The following is a 15391-nucleotide window of genomic DNA, read 5'->3' as shown; positions in this document are numbered from 1 at the left end:
CCATGTACGTACGCGCGCCGACGTGCAGCACTGCATAGTCGCCATCGGCGCTGATCCATTCCACCGCATCGGCGCGGATGAAGAGCGTACGGCTGCCGATCCGGACCAGAAACTTTTGCAACGGACGCAGCGGTGCGGCCGCGCGGGCCTCCACCGCCGACGCATCGAGGCTGCGCAGACGAAGCAGGCTGCGCGCGCGCGCCACCGCCTCGCCGAAGCGCGGGTCGTCGAGCGGCTTTAGCAGGTAGTCCACGGCGTTCAGTGCGAACGCACGCACCGCGAAGCCTTCGTGCGCTGTCAGCAGGATAGCGAGCGGACGTCGTTCGGGCGGCAGCGCGGCCAGCACGTCGAGGCCGTTCATGCCCGGCATCTGCACATCAAGGAACACCAGGTCCGGTAGCGTCTCGCGCAGTCCCGCCAGGGCGGTGGGACCGTCTTCGTATTCGCCGGCCAGTACCACGTCGTCGAACGTGGCCAGTTGCGAGATCACGCCACGTCGTGCGAGGGGTTCGTCGTCGACCACCGCGGCGCGGATCATGCGCTCGCTCCGGCATGCAGGCGTAGCGGCAGCGTCAGGTGCACGTGGTAGCGGTCGCCCTCGATGCCGGTCTCCAGCGCAGCGTCGCCCGGGTACAGGCGCGCCAGCCGGCCACGCACGTTGTCCAGGCCGACGGCTTCGCGGGCGCCGTCGGGCGGCGAAGGTGCGTCGTCGGTGTCCGGCAGATCGTTGAGCAGGTGGAGCTCGAGCCGCGTGCCGTCACGGACGATGCGCAGGTCGAGCCGTCCTGGTGCGCGACGGGGTGCGATGCCGTGTCGGATCGCGTTCTCCACCAGCGGCTGCAGCAGCAGATAGGGCACGTAGGCGGCGAGCACGCCGTCGCCCAGTTGCCAGGCCAACTGCAGGCGCCTCCCCAGCCGGGCCTTTTCCACTTCCAGGTAGGCCTCGGTCATGGCGATTTCCTCGGCCAGCGTCACCTCGTGGCGTGGCTGTGCCTTGAGCACCGTGCGCAGGAAGTCGCTGAGCCGTGCCAGCATCTGCCGTGCGTCCGCGCCGTGGCCTTCCGCGATCAAGGTGGACACCGCATTGAGCGTGTTGAACAGGAAGTGCGGCTGCAGCTGGTAGCGCAGCGCGCGCAGTTCGGCGTCGCGTGCAAGCGAACGCGCTTCCAGATGGTCTGCCTGCTCCTGTCGCAGCGCGGCGTAATAGGCCACCACCGCGTGGATCGCGCAGTAGGCAACCAGCACCAGCCACGCGCCCTCCAGGCCGCGGAACAACAGCGGTACGTCTACCGCGCCCGGTGTCATCAGCCGCGCGAGGCTGCCCGACGTCATCGCCTGCACGGCCACGCTCAGCAGGCGCGTGGCCAGCGCCATCGCGTAGGTAGCCGCAAGCAGCACCAGGGCGATGCGCCAGCCCGGCGTGCTGCGCCGCCACAGCCAGCGCTGCAGTGCGGTCAGCGGCAGTAGCCACAGCACGAAAGCGGACAGATACAAGGTACGCGACAGCGTCGCGTGGCCATGGCCCAGAAGTGGCAGTGCCATCACCAACAGGCAGGCGCCCAGCGGCAGGCCGGCCAGTACCGGTAGCCAGAAAGGTGGGAGTACCCGCCGGTCCAAGGGTGCCGATGTCATACGAGTGGATAGTCCAAGCGACGAACTCCATGGTCAGTTCACCACGACGGGCCGCTGCCAAGCCAGTCCCGCGCGCCCGAAGGGTTAACCCATGCGCCAGGACGAACGACAACGCCTTCTCTTGGATAGAGGTTGCTCGCCGCAAGTGAATCGGATGGAGTGCATTCGTAGTCCAGGGCTAGGCTTTTCGACCTCTACTCGTAGCAGACATCGGCTTCTGGCCGTCAGCGGACACTGGACTCCGCACGCCCAAGCGCCACAAACGAAAAAACCCTGGGGGTCCAGGGTTTGATCTTGGTGCCGGMGGTGGGACTCGAACCCACACGCTTTTAAGGGCGGCGGATTTTGAGTCCGCTGCGTCTACCGTTCCGCCACTCCGGCGCGGACGCGGAGTATAGCCGAGCCCGACCCCTGGCCGACAGGGGCAGAGCCCRCCGCGCCTCAGTTGACCTGGTCCGTCCCCAGTAAGCGCTCGCCGCGGCGCTGCCAGCCCTCGGCGCCGGCCTCTTCCTCCGGCGTGAAGATGCCGCAGCGGACCATCGTGCGCTGGTACACATGCAGACTGACCGCGATGGCCTTGTCGCTCGGGTTGCGGATGGTGTGGTACTCGTGCGGCGGGATCAGGCTGCCGGCCGATCCGGTGCCGGCCTCGATCGTGCCCGCCTGGATGAAGCGATAGCGCACATCGTCATGCTCGGCCAGCTCGTACTGCGTGATCTCCAGCCGCCCGCGCCACACGCCTTCCACGCACCACATGCCCGAGTGATCGTGGATCTTGGTCCCCTGGCCCGGGCCCCAGGTCATCGCGATCACGCTGTAGCCGTGCTCCGGACTGGTGTACAGCTCACGGCGCGCGTAGTGGTCCGAGATGGGCTCCAGCACGCAGGACGGCAGGCTGACCTCCTCGTCGCAGATCAACTCGCACAGCGACTTGCGCAGCGCATCGGTGACGGCGCGGTCGTCACCCAGGGTGACGGCGGCATCCAGCGAAGCGACCAGCTTGTCGGCGCCGGGGAAATCGAGGGTCATGGCACGGCCCGCTTGAAAGTGTGAAGCCATTTTAGCCGGCTGGGGCGGGGAGGGAGTTTTGCGGTGCGGGATGGCCGGCTTTTTCCCTCGCCCCGCTTGCGGGGAGCAGGTGCCGAAGGCGGGTGAGGGGTGGGGTGAGCGGAGCGGCAATGCGCACGTGCAGGGGTCAGATACCGCGCTCGCCCCTCATCCGCCCTCCGGGCACCTTCTCCCCGCCGAGCAGGGAGAAGGAGCAGCGGGGCTCAGACGCCTGCCAGGAAATCCCGTATGGCTGGCCCGAACCGCTCGAAATCCACCAGAAATGCATCGTGCCCCTGCGGCGATTCCAGCGGCAAGAAGTCCGCCTGTGCCCCTCCGGCAGCCAGTCCCTCGGCGATCTGCTGCTGCTGTTGCAGCGGGAACAGGATGTCGGTGGTGGCCCCGATCGCCAGGGCGCGCTGCACCCGGATCTTCGCCAGCCCCTTCTCGACGTCGCCTCCGGCATACTCCGCCAGGTCGAACCAGTCCATCGACCGGCTGAGATAGAGATAGCAATTGGGATCGAAGCGGCGCACGAAGCGGCGCGCGTGGCCTTCCAGGTAGCTCTCCACCTGGAATTCCAGCCCGAACGGTTCCTCATCCGGACGATCCGACTCCAGCCGCACGCGGCCGAAGCGGCCATCCCACTCCAGCGCCGAACGGTAGGTGATGACCCCCAGCTTGCGCGCCATGCGCATGCCGGATTCCGGATACGACGCATCGTCGTACTGGCCACCGTTCCAGTTCGGGTCCAGGCGGATCGCCTCGCGCTGCAGCGAGCGGATCGCGATGGAGAACGGCAGCGCCTGCGCACTGCCCGAGATGTTGATGTGCGTGCGCGCGGCGCCCGGATGCAGCAGCAGATAGGCCAGCGCCGTCATCCCGCCCATCGAGTTGCCGATGATGCAGGCCAGCTGCTCGATGCCCAGCCCGCGCACCACGTCGAAGGCCGCGTGGGCGCCGTCTTCCACGGACAGCTCGGGGAAATCGAGGCGGTACAGCGTGCCGGTGCCGGGATTGACCGATGCCGGACCCGTCGAACCCTTGCAGCTGCCGAGCGAATTCACGCACACCACGAACCAGCGGTCGGTATCGATCGGCTTGCCCGGCCCCACCATCGCTTCCCACCAGCCCTCGGCATCGTTGCCCGCATTGCGCGCCGCATGCGCATCCGGCGACAGCCCGGTGACGATCAGCACCGCGTTGTCGCGCCGTTCGTTCAACGTGCCCCACGTCTCGTACGCCATCCGTGCACCATGCAGCGAGCCACCGCGCTTCATGCGGAACGGCGAGGGCAGGGGATGGAAGCGGGTGCCGGGGGGGATGAATTCGGTCATCCGCCAAGTGTAGCGATCCGGACGGTGCTATTCGCCCTGCCAGTGCACGTTGACACGGACTGGCAAGTGGTCCGAACCGATGTCGGGGCCGCGTTCCGCGCCCGTGCCGGCAAACTCGGACGAGACCAGCACGTGATCGATGCCGATGCCGAACAGGCCTTTGCCTTCGCTCGGATAGGTCGGCGCCCAGCCGGTGGCGCGCGTCAGCGGATGCAGGTCCGCGCCCAGCAGGGCGCTGGACCAGGGCGTGGCATTGAGGTCGCCGGCGACTATCATCGGCTCCCGTGCGGCCGATGCCGCGAGTTCGCGCAGCAGGCCATCGCGTGCGCGGTACTTGCGCGTGGCCATCGGCGGCTTCGGATGTGCGGCGACGAAGCGGATGCGTCGATCTTCGATATCCACGCCGGCTTCCATCCTCAGTGCACCCAGACGATCGGGCACCACGCGCACGTCGTGCAGGGGACGGTCGGACAGGATGCCCAGCCCCGGCGGCGATGCCAGCGGATGCAATGCCCGGTGCGGGAACCCGCCGTAGCCCTGACGCGCCAGCGCCTCCGCGTAGTCGGGCGACAGCTCGGTCAGCACGACGATGTGGGCCGGCTGGTGATCCAGCCAGGCGAGCAGTGCAGCGGGGTCGCGTTGGCGGATGTTGACGTTGGTGACGGCGATGACCAGCGCCGGTGGCCCGTCTGCGTGCGGTGCGACGGGACTGGCTGTCAACCACGGCACGGCAAGCAATGGCAGACCCAACAGCCAGCGCCTGTCGCGCAACGTGCCGAGCGCGCAGGCGAGCATCCATGCCAGGGCGTAGAGCGGCTGCCAGTGCGCGAACAGGTCCAAGGCCCAGCCGAGAGATCCCTGGCCCGGCAGCCACGCGCGCTGCAGTGGCAGCAGGAGTCCGATCAGGGCGGGCGTGGCGATCCATGGCGCAAGCCGGGAAACGATGCGTGCGCGGCTCATGYGGCAGACGGGAGAGGGATCATCGCCGGAGTGTAGGCAAGGCGCAGAGGTCATGCCATGTCATGCAGGCGCCGTGCATGCTGCGCCACCCGCGATGCGGAATCGACATCCCTCGCCCTGCGAAGCGGGGAGAGGGTGCCCGGAGGGCGGGTGAGGGGCGAACGGAGTAGGGAAGCTGACGTTGCGATCAGCGTCAACGCGCGTCTACACAGGGAGGCGAAGGTGTCGCGCAAAAGAGCGCCCCTCATCCGCCTTCGGCACCTTCTCCCCGCAGGCGGGGAGAAGGGAGCGACACACTGTGCCTTACGGCACCACGCGGTCGATGGTCAGCGCGTAGGTGTTGCCGGCCTTGACGTCGGCGGTGACGGCGGTCGCTTCCAGATCGCCGGGCTGCGCGGCGGGGCCGTTGCCCTTGGCGATGCGGGCGACCAGTTGCACCTGCGGGAGCTGCGACAGCTTCAGCGTCGGCATCGGGCTGTCGCCATCGCCGAGCGGCACGGTGACCGGAAAGTCGGATACCGGCAGGCGCCGGGCCGCGACAGGCATCGGCGGGCCACCCACCTGGCGGGCGAAGACGAACAGTGTGTCGCCGGGAGCGAGCTTGTCCTTCAGGGCAGGCGCCAGGTCGACGGTCACCGTGAGCAGCGCCGGCGCGCTGCCGGCGGCGGGCGCGGCGTCGGCCAGAGGGGGCAGGCCGGCTGCCGCGCGGGCTTCGTTGATCTGCGTGCGCAGGGTGGCCGCGGTGTTCGGGTCCACCTTGGCCAGCAGCGGCTCCCAAGTCTTGGCCGCGTCCGCGTGCCTGCCCTCCTGCCGCTGCGCCAGTCCCACGAACCACAGCGCGCGCTGGTGATCGGGATTGATCGCCAGCGCCTTGTCGAGCAGCGCGATCGCCTGCGCATCGAGCTTGCGGTCGGCATTGTTGAACAGGCGCGCCTGCGCCGCTTCGACCAGCAGGTCGGCATCGGTGGGCAACAGCTGCACCGCGCGCTCGAACGCCTTCTGTGCGTCGTCGTAACGCTGGAGGGCCGCGTAGGACTTGCCCAGCAGGCGCCAGCCTTCGGGCTCGTTCGGCTGCTTCTTCAGTTCGGCCTCCAGTTGCGCGACCGCCTCGTCCAGCGTGGCGGGCATGGCGGCGGATGCCGCTTCGGGTTCCAGTGCCGCCGGCGTGCCGACCACGCGGTACAGCGCGAACGTGGCGATGCCCAGCGTGGCGACGCCGGCCAGCACCAGTCCGCGCGCATCGCGCCACAACGGCCACAGCACGGCCAGCAGCACGCCCAGCGACAGCACGATGGCGAGGATCACGAACGGGGTCATCACCACTCCTGGTCGGTGTCGTCGATGGCGGGCGCTGACTGCTTCGCGCGCCGGGCGACGATGCGGGCGACCCAGAAACCGCCGGCGAGCAGCAGGAGCAGCGGCCCGAACCAGAGGATGTAGGTGCCGGGCGCGACGTCGGGCTTGTACAGCACGAACTCGCCATAGCGGTCGACCAGGAACTGCTTCACCTGCGCGTCGTCCTTGCCCTGCCGCATCAGGTCCAGCACTTCGCGGCGCAGGTCGTGCGCGATCTGCGCGTTGGAGTCGGCCAGCGACTGGTTCTGGCACATCACGCAGCGCAGTTCGGCGGTCAGCTTGTGGAAGCGGACTTCCTCGGCATCATCGCGGAACTGCAGCGGCGTGGGATCGCTGGCCTGCGCGAAGGCAGTGAAACTGCAAACGGCCAGGCACAGGGCGAGCACCCACCGTAGAGCCGAGCTTGCTCGGCTGCTCTTCGTTGCGGCACCGCGCAGCCGAGCAAGCTCGGCTCTGCGAGGGAGCCTTGATGTCGGGAATGCGGTCATCGGCCGGCTTCGATCTTTTCCAGCGCGGGAATCAGCTGGTTGTCGATGATGGCCTGGTCGATGGCGCCGACATGCTTCCAGCGGATCACGCCCTGGCCGTCGACCAGGAAGGTTTCCGGCGCACCGTAGATGCCCCAGTCGATCGCGGTGCGGCCTTCGAGGTCGGCGACGACCATCATGTACGGGTTGCCGAACTGGTCCAGCCAGCGCAGGGCGTCCTCGCGTTCGTCCTTGAGGTTGTAGCCGATGAAGCGCACGCGCTTGGTCAGTGCGAACTTGGTGAGGATGGGATGCTCGACGCGGCATTCCGGGCACCAGCTGCCCCACACGTTCATCACGTAGGGCTGGCCGGCGAGGTCGGCGTTGGTGGTGCGCTTGGCGGGGTCGTGCAGCAGCGGCAGGTCGAACGCGGGCGCCGGCTTGCCGATCAGCGGGGAGGGCAACGCATCGCGCCCGGCGCGGTCCGACTGCTTCACGCCGTAGTACAGCAGGCCCATCAGGCCGACGAAGAACAGGCCGATGATGACCAGCGCGAACGTCAGCGCACCGCGCGAGCGCGGCGGCGACGGCGGGAGTTCGGATGCGTTGTTCATGCGGGACGCGCCTCTTGTTTCTTGTGGTTTCGGAACCGGCGATCGGCGGCGGTGACGAAGCCGCCCAGCGCCATCAGCGCGGCGCCGAGCCAGATCCAGCGGACGAAGGGTTTGATGTGCACGCGCAGCGCCCACGCGTCGTTGCCCAGTGGTTCGCCGATGGCGACGTAGACATCGCCCAGTACGCCGGGCTTGATGCCGGCTTCGGTCATCACCTGGCCACCGCTGGCGTAGGCACGCTTCTCCGGATGCAGCAATACCACCGGCTGGCCGTCGCGCAGTACCTGCACGTGGCCGCGGTCGGACAGATAGTTGGGCCCCTGGGTTTCATCGACGCCCTGGAAATGGAAACCCCAGCGGCCGACCTCGACCGTCTGGCCCGGCTTCACCGCCAGTTCGCGCTGCACGTTCAGGCCTTCGACCAGCAGCGCGCCGACCAGGAACACGGCGATGCCGGTGTGCGCGAGTGTCATGCCGAGCATCTCGGGCGTGACGCGGCCGTTCGCGCGCAGGCGCTGCCACAGGAAGCGCAGCGTGCCTAGGCCGACCCACGCTGCGCCGAGGATGCCGGCGGCCACCTTCAGCTTGCCCTGCGGCGCCATGACGTAAGCGATTGCGGCCAGCACCAGGGCCAGGCCGGCCCACGGCAGCAGCATCGCCGCCAGTTTGCGCGGGTTTTCGCGTTGCCACTTGGCGAGCGGGCCGAACGGCACCAGCGCCACCAGTGGCGCCATCAGCACGATGAACAGCAGGCTGAAGTACGGCGGGCCGACGGAGATCTTGCCCAGATCCAGCGCATCGGCGATCAGCGGGTACAGCGTGCCCAGCAGCACCATCGCGCAGGCGGCGGTCAGCAGCAGGTTGTTGGCCAGCAGCAACGTCTCGCGGGAGCTGGCGGCGAAGTACGACTTCTCCGAGGCGTCGTCGGCCAGCTGCGGCGCGCGTAGCGCGTACAGCAGCAGCGAGCTGCCGATGACGATGCCGAGGAAGATCAGGATGAACACGCCGCGCGTGGGATCGGCGGCGAACGCGTGCACGCTGGTGATCACGCCCGAGCGCACCAGGAACGTGCCCAGCAGCGACAGCGAGAAGGCGGCGATGGCGAGCAACAGTGTCCAGCCGCGGAACGCGCCCCGCTTCTCCGTGACCGCCTGCGAATGGATCAGCGCCGCGCCGACCAGCCACGGCATGAAGCTGGCGTTCTCGACCGGGTCCCAGAACCACCAGCCGCCCCAGCCCAGTTCGTAGTACGCCCACCAGCTGCCCAGCGCGATGCCCAGCGTCAGGAAGCCCCAGGCCACGTTCGTCCACGGCCGCGTCCAGCGCAGCCAGCGCGCATCCACGTGGCCGTCGAGCAGGGCGGCGATCGCGAACGCGAACGGCACCACGAAGCCCACGTAGCCCACGTACAGCAGCGGCGGATGGATGATCATCCCCGGATCCTGCAGCAGCGGGTTGAGGTCGCGCCCCTCGCCCGGCGAGGGCAGCAGGCGCACGAAGGGATTCGAGGTGAAGATGAGGAAGGCGAGGAAACCGATGGCGACCACGCCCATCACCCCCAGCACGCGCGCCATCACCACCGGCGGCAGGCCACGCGAGAACAGGGCCACGGCACCGGTCCACAACGCCAGCACCAGCGCCCACAGCAGCAGCGAGCCTTCGTGCGAGCCCCACACGGCGGTATAGCGGTAAACCATCGGCAGCAGCGAGTTGGAATTGTCGGCCACGTACTTGACCGAGAAGTCCTGCTTCACGAATGCCACCGTCAGCGCGATGAAGGCCAGCATCACCAGCCACAACTGCGCGTAGGCGGCGGGGCGCGCCACGTCCATCCACGCCGCCTTGTTGCGGTGCGCGCCCGCCAGCGGCAGCACCGCCTGCAGGATCGCAACCAGCAGCGCCAGGATCAGCGCGATTTGTCCGAGTTCAGGAAGCATGCGTATTCCATCCCCTCGCCCTGCGTAGCGGGGAGAGGGTACCGAAGGCGGGTGAGGGGCGAGCGGAGTTGCGGGTGTTCAGACGATCAAAGAGTGGCCGGGTGCGCGGGCTACGCTTCGTGCGCATGTGCGGAGAGCCAAAAGCGCCCCTCATGCGCCCTTCGGGCACCTCCTCCGCGCTCGCGGGGAGAAGGAAACTGTCAGCGGGCGCGAGGATCAATTCGGCGACCCCGCCGGCGCCGCCTGCACATCATGCTTCTGATGCGCCTTGCCCATCTTGTCGGCGACTTCCTTGGGCATGTAGGCCTCGTCGTGCTTGGCCAGCACGTCGGTGGCGATGAAGACGCCGTCCTGCATGGAGCCGGTCGCGACCACGGCCTGCCCCTCGCGGAACAGATCCGGCAGGATCTTGTCGTAGCGCACCGTCAGCTGGGCGTCGCCGTCGGTGACGGCGAACTGCGAGACCAACGAGCCGGGTTCGCGCTTGAACGATCCTTTCTCCACCATGCCGCCCAGGCGGAACCGGGATTCGCCGGCTTCACCGCGCAGCACTTCGGCGGGCGTGTAGAGGTAGGCCACGTTGCGCTGCAGGGCCATCGCGATCAGCGCGGTGGCGATGCCGGCCACCACGACGGCGAGCAGCACGAACAGCAGGCGACGGCGTCGAACGGGATTCATCTGTCAGCGTTCCAGGTCGGCGGGGGCGGCGCCGCGGCGGGCATCGCGCGCCACACGTTGGCGGGCGGCGCGCAGTTCACGGCGCACCTGCAGGCGCGGGGCGAGGAAATCCCAGCCCAGTACCACGGCGAAGACGGCGTAGGCGCCGATGACGTATTCGAGGTAGCTCACGGCGCGACCTCCTTCGCGGCAGCGAGTTTCGCAACCCAGTCCTTGCCGGCCTCGCGACGCAGGTTGTCGGCGCGCGCACGCGCCAGCAGCGAGCCGGCGAACCAGAACTTCGTCGCGACCACCATCAGCACCAGAGGCAGGATCATGCTGTCGTCCATGCTGGATTCGCCGAACACGCGGATGGTCTGGCCCTGGTGCAGCGAGTTCCACCACACCACGGAGTAGCGGATCACCGGCAGGATCGCCACGCCGACGATGGCCAGCAGGCCCGCCGCGCGCGCGGCGTTGCGGCGGTCGTCGATGGCGCCGTACAGGCCCATCACGCCGAGGTAAAGGAACAGCAGGATCAGCTCGGTGGTCAGGCGGGGGTCCCAGTCCCACCACGTGCCCCACATCGGCTTGCCCCAGATGCTGCCGGTAGCCAGGGTGATGACGGTGAAGGCGGCACCGGTGGGCGCGCACGCCATCGCCAGGATCTCGCACAGCTTGATACGCCAGATCAGTGCGATGGCCGCGTAGAACGCCATCAGGCCGAACACGAACATGCTCATCCATGCGCTGGGCACGTGGATGTAGAGGATGCGGAAACTGTCGCCCTGCTGGTAGTCGGCTGGCACCACGAACAGCGCCTGCCACAGGCCCACGCCCAGCAGCACGATGGCGGCGAGGTAGCACCACGGCGTCCAGCGAGCGGCGAAGCGGTCGAAGGTGGGAGGCGAGCCGAGTTGATGGAACCAGCGGACGAGAGGATTCATGCAGCCACGTTCTTCAGGTCAGGGCGATGCGGATCGCCGCGGCGGCGGCCAGCGGCGCCAGCAACAGCGACAGCAGCAGGCCGGCGGCCAGCCAGAGGAGGGCGCCGGAGGCATCCAGCCCTTGCGCGTTGGCGGCCACGGCGCCCGCGCCGAACACCAGCACCGGCACGTACAGCGGCAGCGCCAGCAGGGCCACAAGGATACCAGAGCGCCTCATGCCGACCGTCAGCGCCGCGACCACCGCACCCAGCAGGCTCAGCAGCGGCGTGCCCAGCGCGAGCGTGGCGAGCAGCATCGGCAGGTCGTTGCGCGGCAGGTGCAGCATCTCGCCCAGCAGCGGCGCGGCGAGCACCAGCGGCAGGGCGGTGGTGGCCCAGTGGGTCAATACGCGCACCAGTACCAGCCAGGCCAGCGGCACGGGGGCGAGGATCCATTGTTCGAGCGAACCGTCCTCGGCATCGCCGCGGAACAGCGTGTCCAGCGACAGCAGGCCGGCCAGCAGCACGGCGACCCACAGCACCGCCGGCGCCACTTTCGACAACACCAGCGGCGCGGTTCCCAGGCCGAGGGCGAACAGCACCACCACCAGCAACGCGAACAGTGCCGGCTGCATCGCATCGCCCCGGCGGCGCCACAGCAGTTGCACGTCGCGCACGATCAGGGCGCGCGCGGTCTGCAGCAGGGAGGGCGCGGCGCTCATGCCGGGCGCTCCATCACCAGCATCCGCGTTTGCACGGGGGGAGCGGCGTAGGCACCATGCGTGGTGACCAGTGCGGCACCCCCCTCGCGCAGGTGCGCGGAAATCATCCGGTTCACCAGGGTAATGCCCTCCAGGTCGAGATTGGCGTAGGGCTCGTCCAGCAGCCACAGCGGCGACGGCGACAGCCACAGCCGTGCAAGCGAAAGCCGCTTCTTCTGGCCTGCGGATAGTTGGCGTGCGAACGCATCCTCGTAGCCGGCCAGGCCGACCATCGCCAGGGCGTTGCCCGGCATCTGGCGTGCACGGCGACCGTGCAGGCCGCAGAGGAAGTTGAGGTTTTCCAGCGTGTTCAGGTCGGCCTTCAGCGCGGGCAGGTGGCCGAGATAGGCCATCGCATGCGCGCGGCGCGATGGCCCGGCCGGCTGCCCGTCGATGTCGATCTGACCGGCATCGGCATGCAGCAGGCCGGCCAGCACCCGCAGCAGGGTGGTCTTGCCGACCCCRTTGCCGCCCTGCACCAGCAGCGCCTCGCCCGCATCCACGGCGAAATCCAGCGGCCCGAACACCGGCTCGTCGTTGCGCGAGAACGCCAGGGCACGGGCAGCCAGCAAGGGCGGGTGGCGGGAAGCGGCGTCGRTCATCGGATCGGGCGTTCCCGGGCGGGAGCGGGGTGTCCTGTCGGATCAAACGCCCATTCTAAACGGCCGGGCCGGTCCGGCCGCCTGCGACAGACGGTCGCGGTCCGTCACCCCACCCAGTCGGTATGCGGGTCGCCGTCGGCCTGCGGCGGGCGCGGCCACATCATCCGCAGTCGCACCGGCGTGTCAGCGTGCCAGAACAGCGTGCCGCCCTGGCCGAACTCGCGCGCCAGGGCGTCGGCCTGTTCCAGCGTGGCGTCCAGCACCAGGCAGCCGTGTTCGACCATGCCTCCCTGATTGTTGCAGCCCAGCGCCGGGTGGAATGACAACCCCAGCGCGTGCAGGCGTGCGTGCAGGCGTTCCTGCGCGATGTCGTTGACCGGGCGCGGCGCCTCGCCGGGTGGCGGGTTCCACGCGGTGATGAACAGATAGCGGGTCGCCATGACCTGGCGTTCGACATCCGGCGCGGTCGAGCCGGTGCGGAACAGCCATTCCTGCCGGCCCACGGTGACRAAATAGTGCGCGGCAGCCCAGGCCGTGGCCAGCCGTGCGCGTTCCGCCTCGGGGACATCCCCGAGGGTCGCGCCGGCAGCGGGAACGCGGTGGTCGGCCATGGCCGCATCATCGCGCGTAACGCCCAGCGCGTACACTCCGCATTCCCTTCATCGAGTGCCCGCCCCAGGATGTCCCAGCCGCAGACCAAGCTGCCCAAGGTGGGCACCACTATCTTCACCGTGATGTCGCAGCTCGCCGCCGAGCACGGCGCGGTCAACCTGGGGCAGGGTTTCCCGGATTTCGCCGTTCCGCAGCGACTGGTTGACGAGCTGGACCGCGCGATGCGCGATGGCCACAACCAGTACGCCCCGATGACCGGCGTGGCGCCGCTGCGCCAGGCCATCGCGGAGAAGGTGCTGCGCTGTTACGGCCGTGAAGTGAACCCGGATACCGAGATCACCGTGACCAGCGGCGCCACCGAGGCGTTGTTCAACGCGATCCACGCCGTGGTGCGCCCGGGCGAAGAAGTCATCGTGCTGGACCCGGCCTACGACAGCTACGAACCGGCGATCGACCTGGCCGGYGCGCGTGCCGTGCATGTGCCGCTCGATCCGCAGACGTTTGCGGTGGACTGGAACCGCGTGCGCGCCGCCATCACGCCGAAGACGCGGTTGCTGATCATCAACAGCCCGCACAACCCGTCCGGCGCGATGTTCGACGAAGCGGATATCCGCGCGCTGTCGGCGCTGCTGGAAGGCACCGGCATCTACCTGATTTCCGACGAGGTCTATGAGCACATCGTGTTCGACGGCCGCCGCCATGAATCGATCCTGCGGTATCCCGAGCTGGCCGCGCGTGCCTTCGTCGTCTCCAGCTTCGGCAAGACCTACCACTGCACCGGCTGGAAGATCGGCTACGCCATCGCGCCGCCGACGCTGAGCGCGGAATTCCGCAAGGTCCACCAGTACAACGTGTTCTGCACGTTCGCGCCGGCGCAGCACGCCTTCGCCGCGATGATCCGGCAGGAACCGGAGCACTACGAGCAACTGGGCGCGTTCTACCAAGAGAAGCGCGACCGCTTCCGCGAGCAACTGCTGGGCACGAAGTGCGTGCCGCTGCCGGTGCCGGGCGGCTATTTCCAATTGGTCGATTATTCGGCGGTCAGCGACCTCCCGGATGCCGAGTTCGTGAAGTGGTTGACCGTCGAGCATGGCGTCACCGCGATCCCGCTGTCCCCGTTCTACGAAACGCCGCCGACCGGCCAGCGCCTGGCGCGACTGTGCTTCGCCAAGAACGAGGCGACGCTGGATGCGGCGATCGCGCGGTTGAAGGCGCTGTAAGCGGATACGGAGACACAGATGCAGGACCTCCGCATTTCCCTCGTCCAGGGCGAGACCCGCTGGCACGATCCGGCGGGCAACCGCGACTACTACGGCGCGTTGATCGCGCCGCTCGCCGGGCAGACCGATCTATTGGTGTTGCCGGAGACTTTCACCAGCGGCTTCAGCAACGAGGCCATCGACCAGGCCGAAGGCATGGACGGCGCCACGGTGGCGTGGATCCGTGAGCAGGCGGCGACGCTCGATGCGGCGATCACCGGCAGCGTGCAGCTGCGCACGGCGGAAGGCGTATTCAACCGCCTGCTGTTCGCCACGCCGGATGGCGATCTGCAGCACTACGACAAGCGTCATCTGTTCCGCTACGCCAACGAGCACATGCGGTATGCCGCGGGCAGCGAGCGGCTGACGCTCGAATGGAAGGGCTGGCGGATCAATCCGCTGGTCTGCTACGACCTGCGCTTCCCGGTGTTCGCGCGCAACCGGTACGACGTGGAGCGGCCGGGACAGCTGGATTTCGATCTGCAGTTGTTCGTCGCGAACTGGCCAGCGCCGCGGGCGTATGCGTGGAAGACGCTGTTGCGGGCACGGGCGATCGAGAACCTGTGCTACGTGGCCGCCGTCAATCGTGCGGGTACGGACGGCAATGGGCACGCGTACAGCGGCGACAGTGCGGTGATCGATTTCCTGGGGCAGCCGGTGGTGGAGTTGCCGGCTGGCGAGGGGGTGGTGACGACGACGATCTCGGCGGCGGCGCTGGCGGCGCATCGGGAGAAGTTCCCGGCGATGCTGGATGCGGATCGGTTCGAGTTGCGTTGATCCCTCGGATGTCGTGCTCGGTATCGAGCTTGCTGGTGCAGCCAGCATGGTGCGCTCGCCGCGAGGCGTCACTTTCTTTGCGTGTGCAAAGAAAGTAACCAAAGAAAGCACACCCCAGGCGGCACGCCCTGCGCTTCGCTCCGGGTCCGCGAGCGGTCCGGGAATTTTCGTAAGGCACATCCCTGTGCCATACGAAAACGCCGCCCATCCGGGGCGGCGCCCTTCGGGTTTTACCCGGCCCACTCGCCGTGCCTCATGGGGACCCTGAAGAGCCAGGTCAAAGGCATGCACGCCGAATCTGTCCGTGTCGGCTTTCGGGGCCCCTTTAGGTCCGGCAGTCACGGCGGGTAAAACCCGCAGGGCGGCGCACAAGGATGTGCGCCGTTTTCGGCCGGGGCAGGAGGCCCCGTCCGAAAATTMCCGTCGTGACTGCGCACCCGCCGCGCAG

17 protein-coding genes and 1 tRNA gene are annotated in these 15391 nt (G+C 68.3%); 2 read left to right on the top strand and 16 right to left on the bottom strand.

Annotation, left to right across the window (positions count from 1 at the left end; translation table 11 throughout):
• The 16 genes from AC04L7_RS03125 to AC04L7_RS03050 form a co-directional block, all read right to left on the bottom strand.
• On the bottom strand, window positions 1–538 hold a 538-nt coding region (locus tag AC04L7_RS03125), incomplete at its 3' end, for a LytR/AlgR family response regulator transcription factor (RefSeq protein WP_475512507.1).
• Window positions 535–1542, bottom strand: coding sequence for a sensor histidine kinase (locus AC04L7_RS03120; protein WP_435999186.1), 1008 nt, complete (start codon window positions 1540–1542; stop codon window positions 535–537). The genes AC04L7_RS03125 and AC04L7_RS03120, both read right to left, overlap by 4 nt.
• 385 nt (window positions 1543–1927) lie before the next feature.
• Window positions 1928–2013, bottom strand: a tRNA-Leu gene (locus tag AC04L7_RS03115).
• Between the two features lie 60 nt (window positions 2014–2073).
• Complete coding sequence (locus tag AC04L7_RS03110; protein WP_299343145.1) at window positions 2074–2661, bottom strand: cysteine dioxygenase family protein; 588 nt, start codon at window positions 2659–2661, stop codon at window positions 2074–2076.
• 242 nt (window positions 2662–2903) lie between these two features.
• Entirely contained in the window at window positions 2904–4016 is a 1113-nt protein-coding gene (metX, locus tag AC04L7_RS03105; RefSeq protein ID WP_435999183.1) for a homoserine O-acetyltransferase MetX, read from the bottom strand.
• A gap of 27 nt (window positions 4017–4043) precedes the next feature.
• Entirely contained in the window at window positions 4044–4976 is a 933-nt protein-coding gene (locus AC04L7_RS03100) for an endonuclease/exonuclease/phosphatase family protein (RefSeq protein WP_435999181.1), read from the bottom strand.
• A 303-nt stretch (window positions 4977–5279) separates the two neighbouring features.
• Complete coding sequence (locus AC04L7_RS03095) at window positions 5280–6293, bottom strand: tetratricopeptide repeat protein (protein WP_435999179.1); 1014 nt, start codon at window positions 6291–6293, stop codon at window positions 5280–5282.
• The gene (locus AC04L7_RS03090; RefSeq protein ID WP_435999177.1) at window positions 6293–6718 is read right to left on the bottom strand and encodes a cytochrome c-type biogenesis protein; all 426 of its coding nucleotides are present in this window, start codon (window positions 6716–6718) and stop codon (window positions 6293–6295) included. The genes AC04L7_RS03095 and AC04L7_RS03090 overlap by 1 nt, the downstream gene beginning before the upstream one ends.
• Before the next feature lie 98 nt (window positions 6719–6816).
• A complete protein-coding gene (locus tag AC04L7_RS03085) occupies window positions 6817–7413 on the bottom strand; it encodes a DsbE family thiol:disulfide interchange protein (protein WP_435999175.1) in 597 nt (198 codons plus the stop codon).
• A complete protein-coding gene (locus AC04L7_RS03080; RefSeq protein ID WP_435999173.1) occupies window positions 7410–9350 on the bottom strand; it encodes a heme lyase CcmF/NrfE family subunit in 1941 nt (646 codons plus the stop codon). Before AC04L7_RS03080 ends, AC04L7_RS03085 begins: the two co-directional genes overlap by 4 nt.
• 216 nt (window positions 9351–9566) lie before the next feature.
• The gene (gene ccmE / locus AC04L7_RS03075; RefSeq protein ID WP_435999171.1) at window positions 9567–10028 is read right to left on the bottom strand and encodes a cytochrome c maturation protein CcmE; all 462 of its coding nucleotides are present in this window, start codon (window positions 10026–10028) and stop codon (window positions 9567–9569) included.
• Window positions 10029–10031: 3 nt separating this feature from the next.
• Window positions 10032–10199: a heme exporter protein CcmD gene (locus tag AC04L7_RS03070; protein ID WP_296282731.1), complete on the bottom strand. Its 168-nt coding sequence runs from the start codon at window positions 10197–10199 to the stop codon at window positions 10032–10034.
• Complete coding sequence (locus AC04L7_RS03065; protein WP_435999169.1) at window positions 10196–10954, bottom strand: heme ABC transporter permease; 759 nt, start codon at window positions 10952–10954, stop codon at window positions 10196–10198. The genes AC04L7_RS03070 and AC04L7_RS03065 overlap by 4 nt, the downstream gene beginning before the upstream one ends.
• A gap of 13 nt (window positions 10955–10967) precedes the next feature.
• Entirely contained in the window at window positions 10968–11654 is a 687-nt protein-coding gene (gene ccmB, locus AC04L7_RS03060; protein ID WP_296282733.1) for a heme exporter protein CcmB, read from the bottom strand.
• Window positions 11651–12295, bottom strand: coding sequence for a heme ABC exporter ATP-binding protein CcmA (gene ccmA, locus AC04L7_RS03055; protein ID WP_475512506.1), 645 nt, complete (start codon window positions 12293–12295; stop codon window positions 11651–11653). The genes ccmB and ccmA overlap by 4 nt, the downstream gene beginning before the upstream one ends.
• Window positions 12296–12399: 104 nt before the next feature.
• The gene (locus AC04L7_RS03050) at window positions 12400–12906 is read right to left on the bottom strand and encodes a DUF3293 domain-containing protein (protein ID WP_299343157.1); all 507 of its coding nucleotides are present in this window, start codon (window positions 12904–12906) and stop codon (window positions 12400–12402) included.
• A 69-nt stretch (window positions 12907–12975) separates the two neighbouring features.
• Here AC04L7_RS03050 and AC04L7_RS03045 point away from each other — a divergent pair, with 69 nt between their 5' ends.
• Together AC04L7_RS03045 and AC04L7_RS03040 are read left to right on the top strand one after the other, a co-directional pair.
• Window positions 12976–14127, top strand: coding sequence for a pyridoxal phosphate-dependent aminotransferase (locus AC04L7_RS03045; protein ID WP_435999166.1), 1152 nt, complete (start codon window positions 12976–12978; stop codon window positions 14125–14127).
• A gap of 18 nt (window positions 14128–14145) precedes the next feature.
• Window positions 14146–14943: an amidohydrolase gene (locus AC04L7_RS03040; RefSeq protein ID WP_435999164.1), complete on the top strand. Its 798-nt coding sequence runs from the start codon at window positions 14146–14148 to the stop codon at window positions 14941–14943.
• The last annotated feature ends 448 nt before the right edge of the window (window positions 14944–15391 follow it).

Source organism: Pseudoxanthomonas sp. LjRoot204_2 (genome assembly GCF_056175765.1).
The sequence above is the reverse complement of the archived record's forward strand: the minus strand, read 5'-3'. Positions and strand labels throughout refer to the sequence as shown.

What these genes read in the sequence shown, in the direction of transcription:
- AC04L7_RS03120 (WP_435999186.1), bottom strand. Translation starts at nt 1,542, where the DNA reads ATGGCACTGCCACTTCTGGGCCATGGCCACGCGACGCTGTCGCGTACC.
- AC04L7_RS03110 (WP_299343145.1), bottom strand. Translation starts at nt 2,661, where the DNA reads ATGACCCTCGATTTCCCCGGCGCCGACAAGCTGGTCGCTTCGCTGGAT.
- metX (WP_435999183.1), bottom strand. Translation starts at nt 4,016, where the DNA reads ATGACCGAATTCATCCCCCCCGGCACCCGCTTCCATCCCCTGCCCTCG.
- AC04L7_RS03100 (WP_435999181.1), bottom strand. Translation starts at nt 4,976, where the DNA reads ATGAGCCGCGCACGCATCGTTTCCCGGCTTGCGCCATGGATCGCCACG.
- AC04L7_RS03095 (WP_435999179.1), bottom strand. Translation starts at nt 6,293, where the DNA reads ATGACCCCGTTCGTGATCCTCGCCATCGTGCTGTCGCTGGGCGTGCTG.
- AC04L7_RS03085 (WP_435999175.1), bottom strand. Translation starts at nt 7,413, where the DNA reads ATGAACAACGCATCCGAACTCCCGCCGTCGCCGCCGCGCTCGCGCGGT.
- AC04L7_RS03080 (WP_435999173.1), bottom strand. Translation starts at nt 9,350, where the DNA reads ATGCTTCCTGAACTCGGACAAATCGCGCTGATCCTGGCGCTGCTGGTT.
- ccmE (WP_435999171.1), bottom strand. Translation starts at nt 10,028, where the DNA reads ATGAATCCCGTTCGACGCCGTCGCCTGCTGTTCGTGCTGCTCGCCGTC.
- AC04L7_RS03065 (WP_435999169.1), bottom strand. Translation starts at nt 10,954, where the DNA reads ATGAATCCTCTCGTCCGCTGGTTCCATCAACTCGGCTCGCCTCCCACC.
- ccmB (WP_296282733.1), bottom strand. Translation starts at nt 11,654, where the DNA reads ATGAGCGCCGCGCCCTCCCTGCTGCAGACCGCGCGCGCCCTGATCGTG.
- AC04L7_RS03040 (WP_435999164.1), top strand. Translation starts at nt 14,146, where the DNA reads ATGCAGGACCTCCGCATTTCCCTCGTCCAGGGCGAGACCCGCTGGCAC.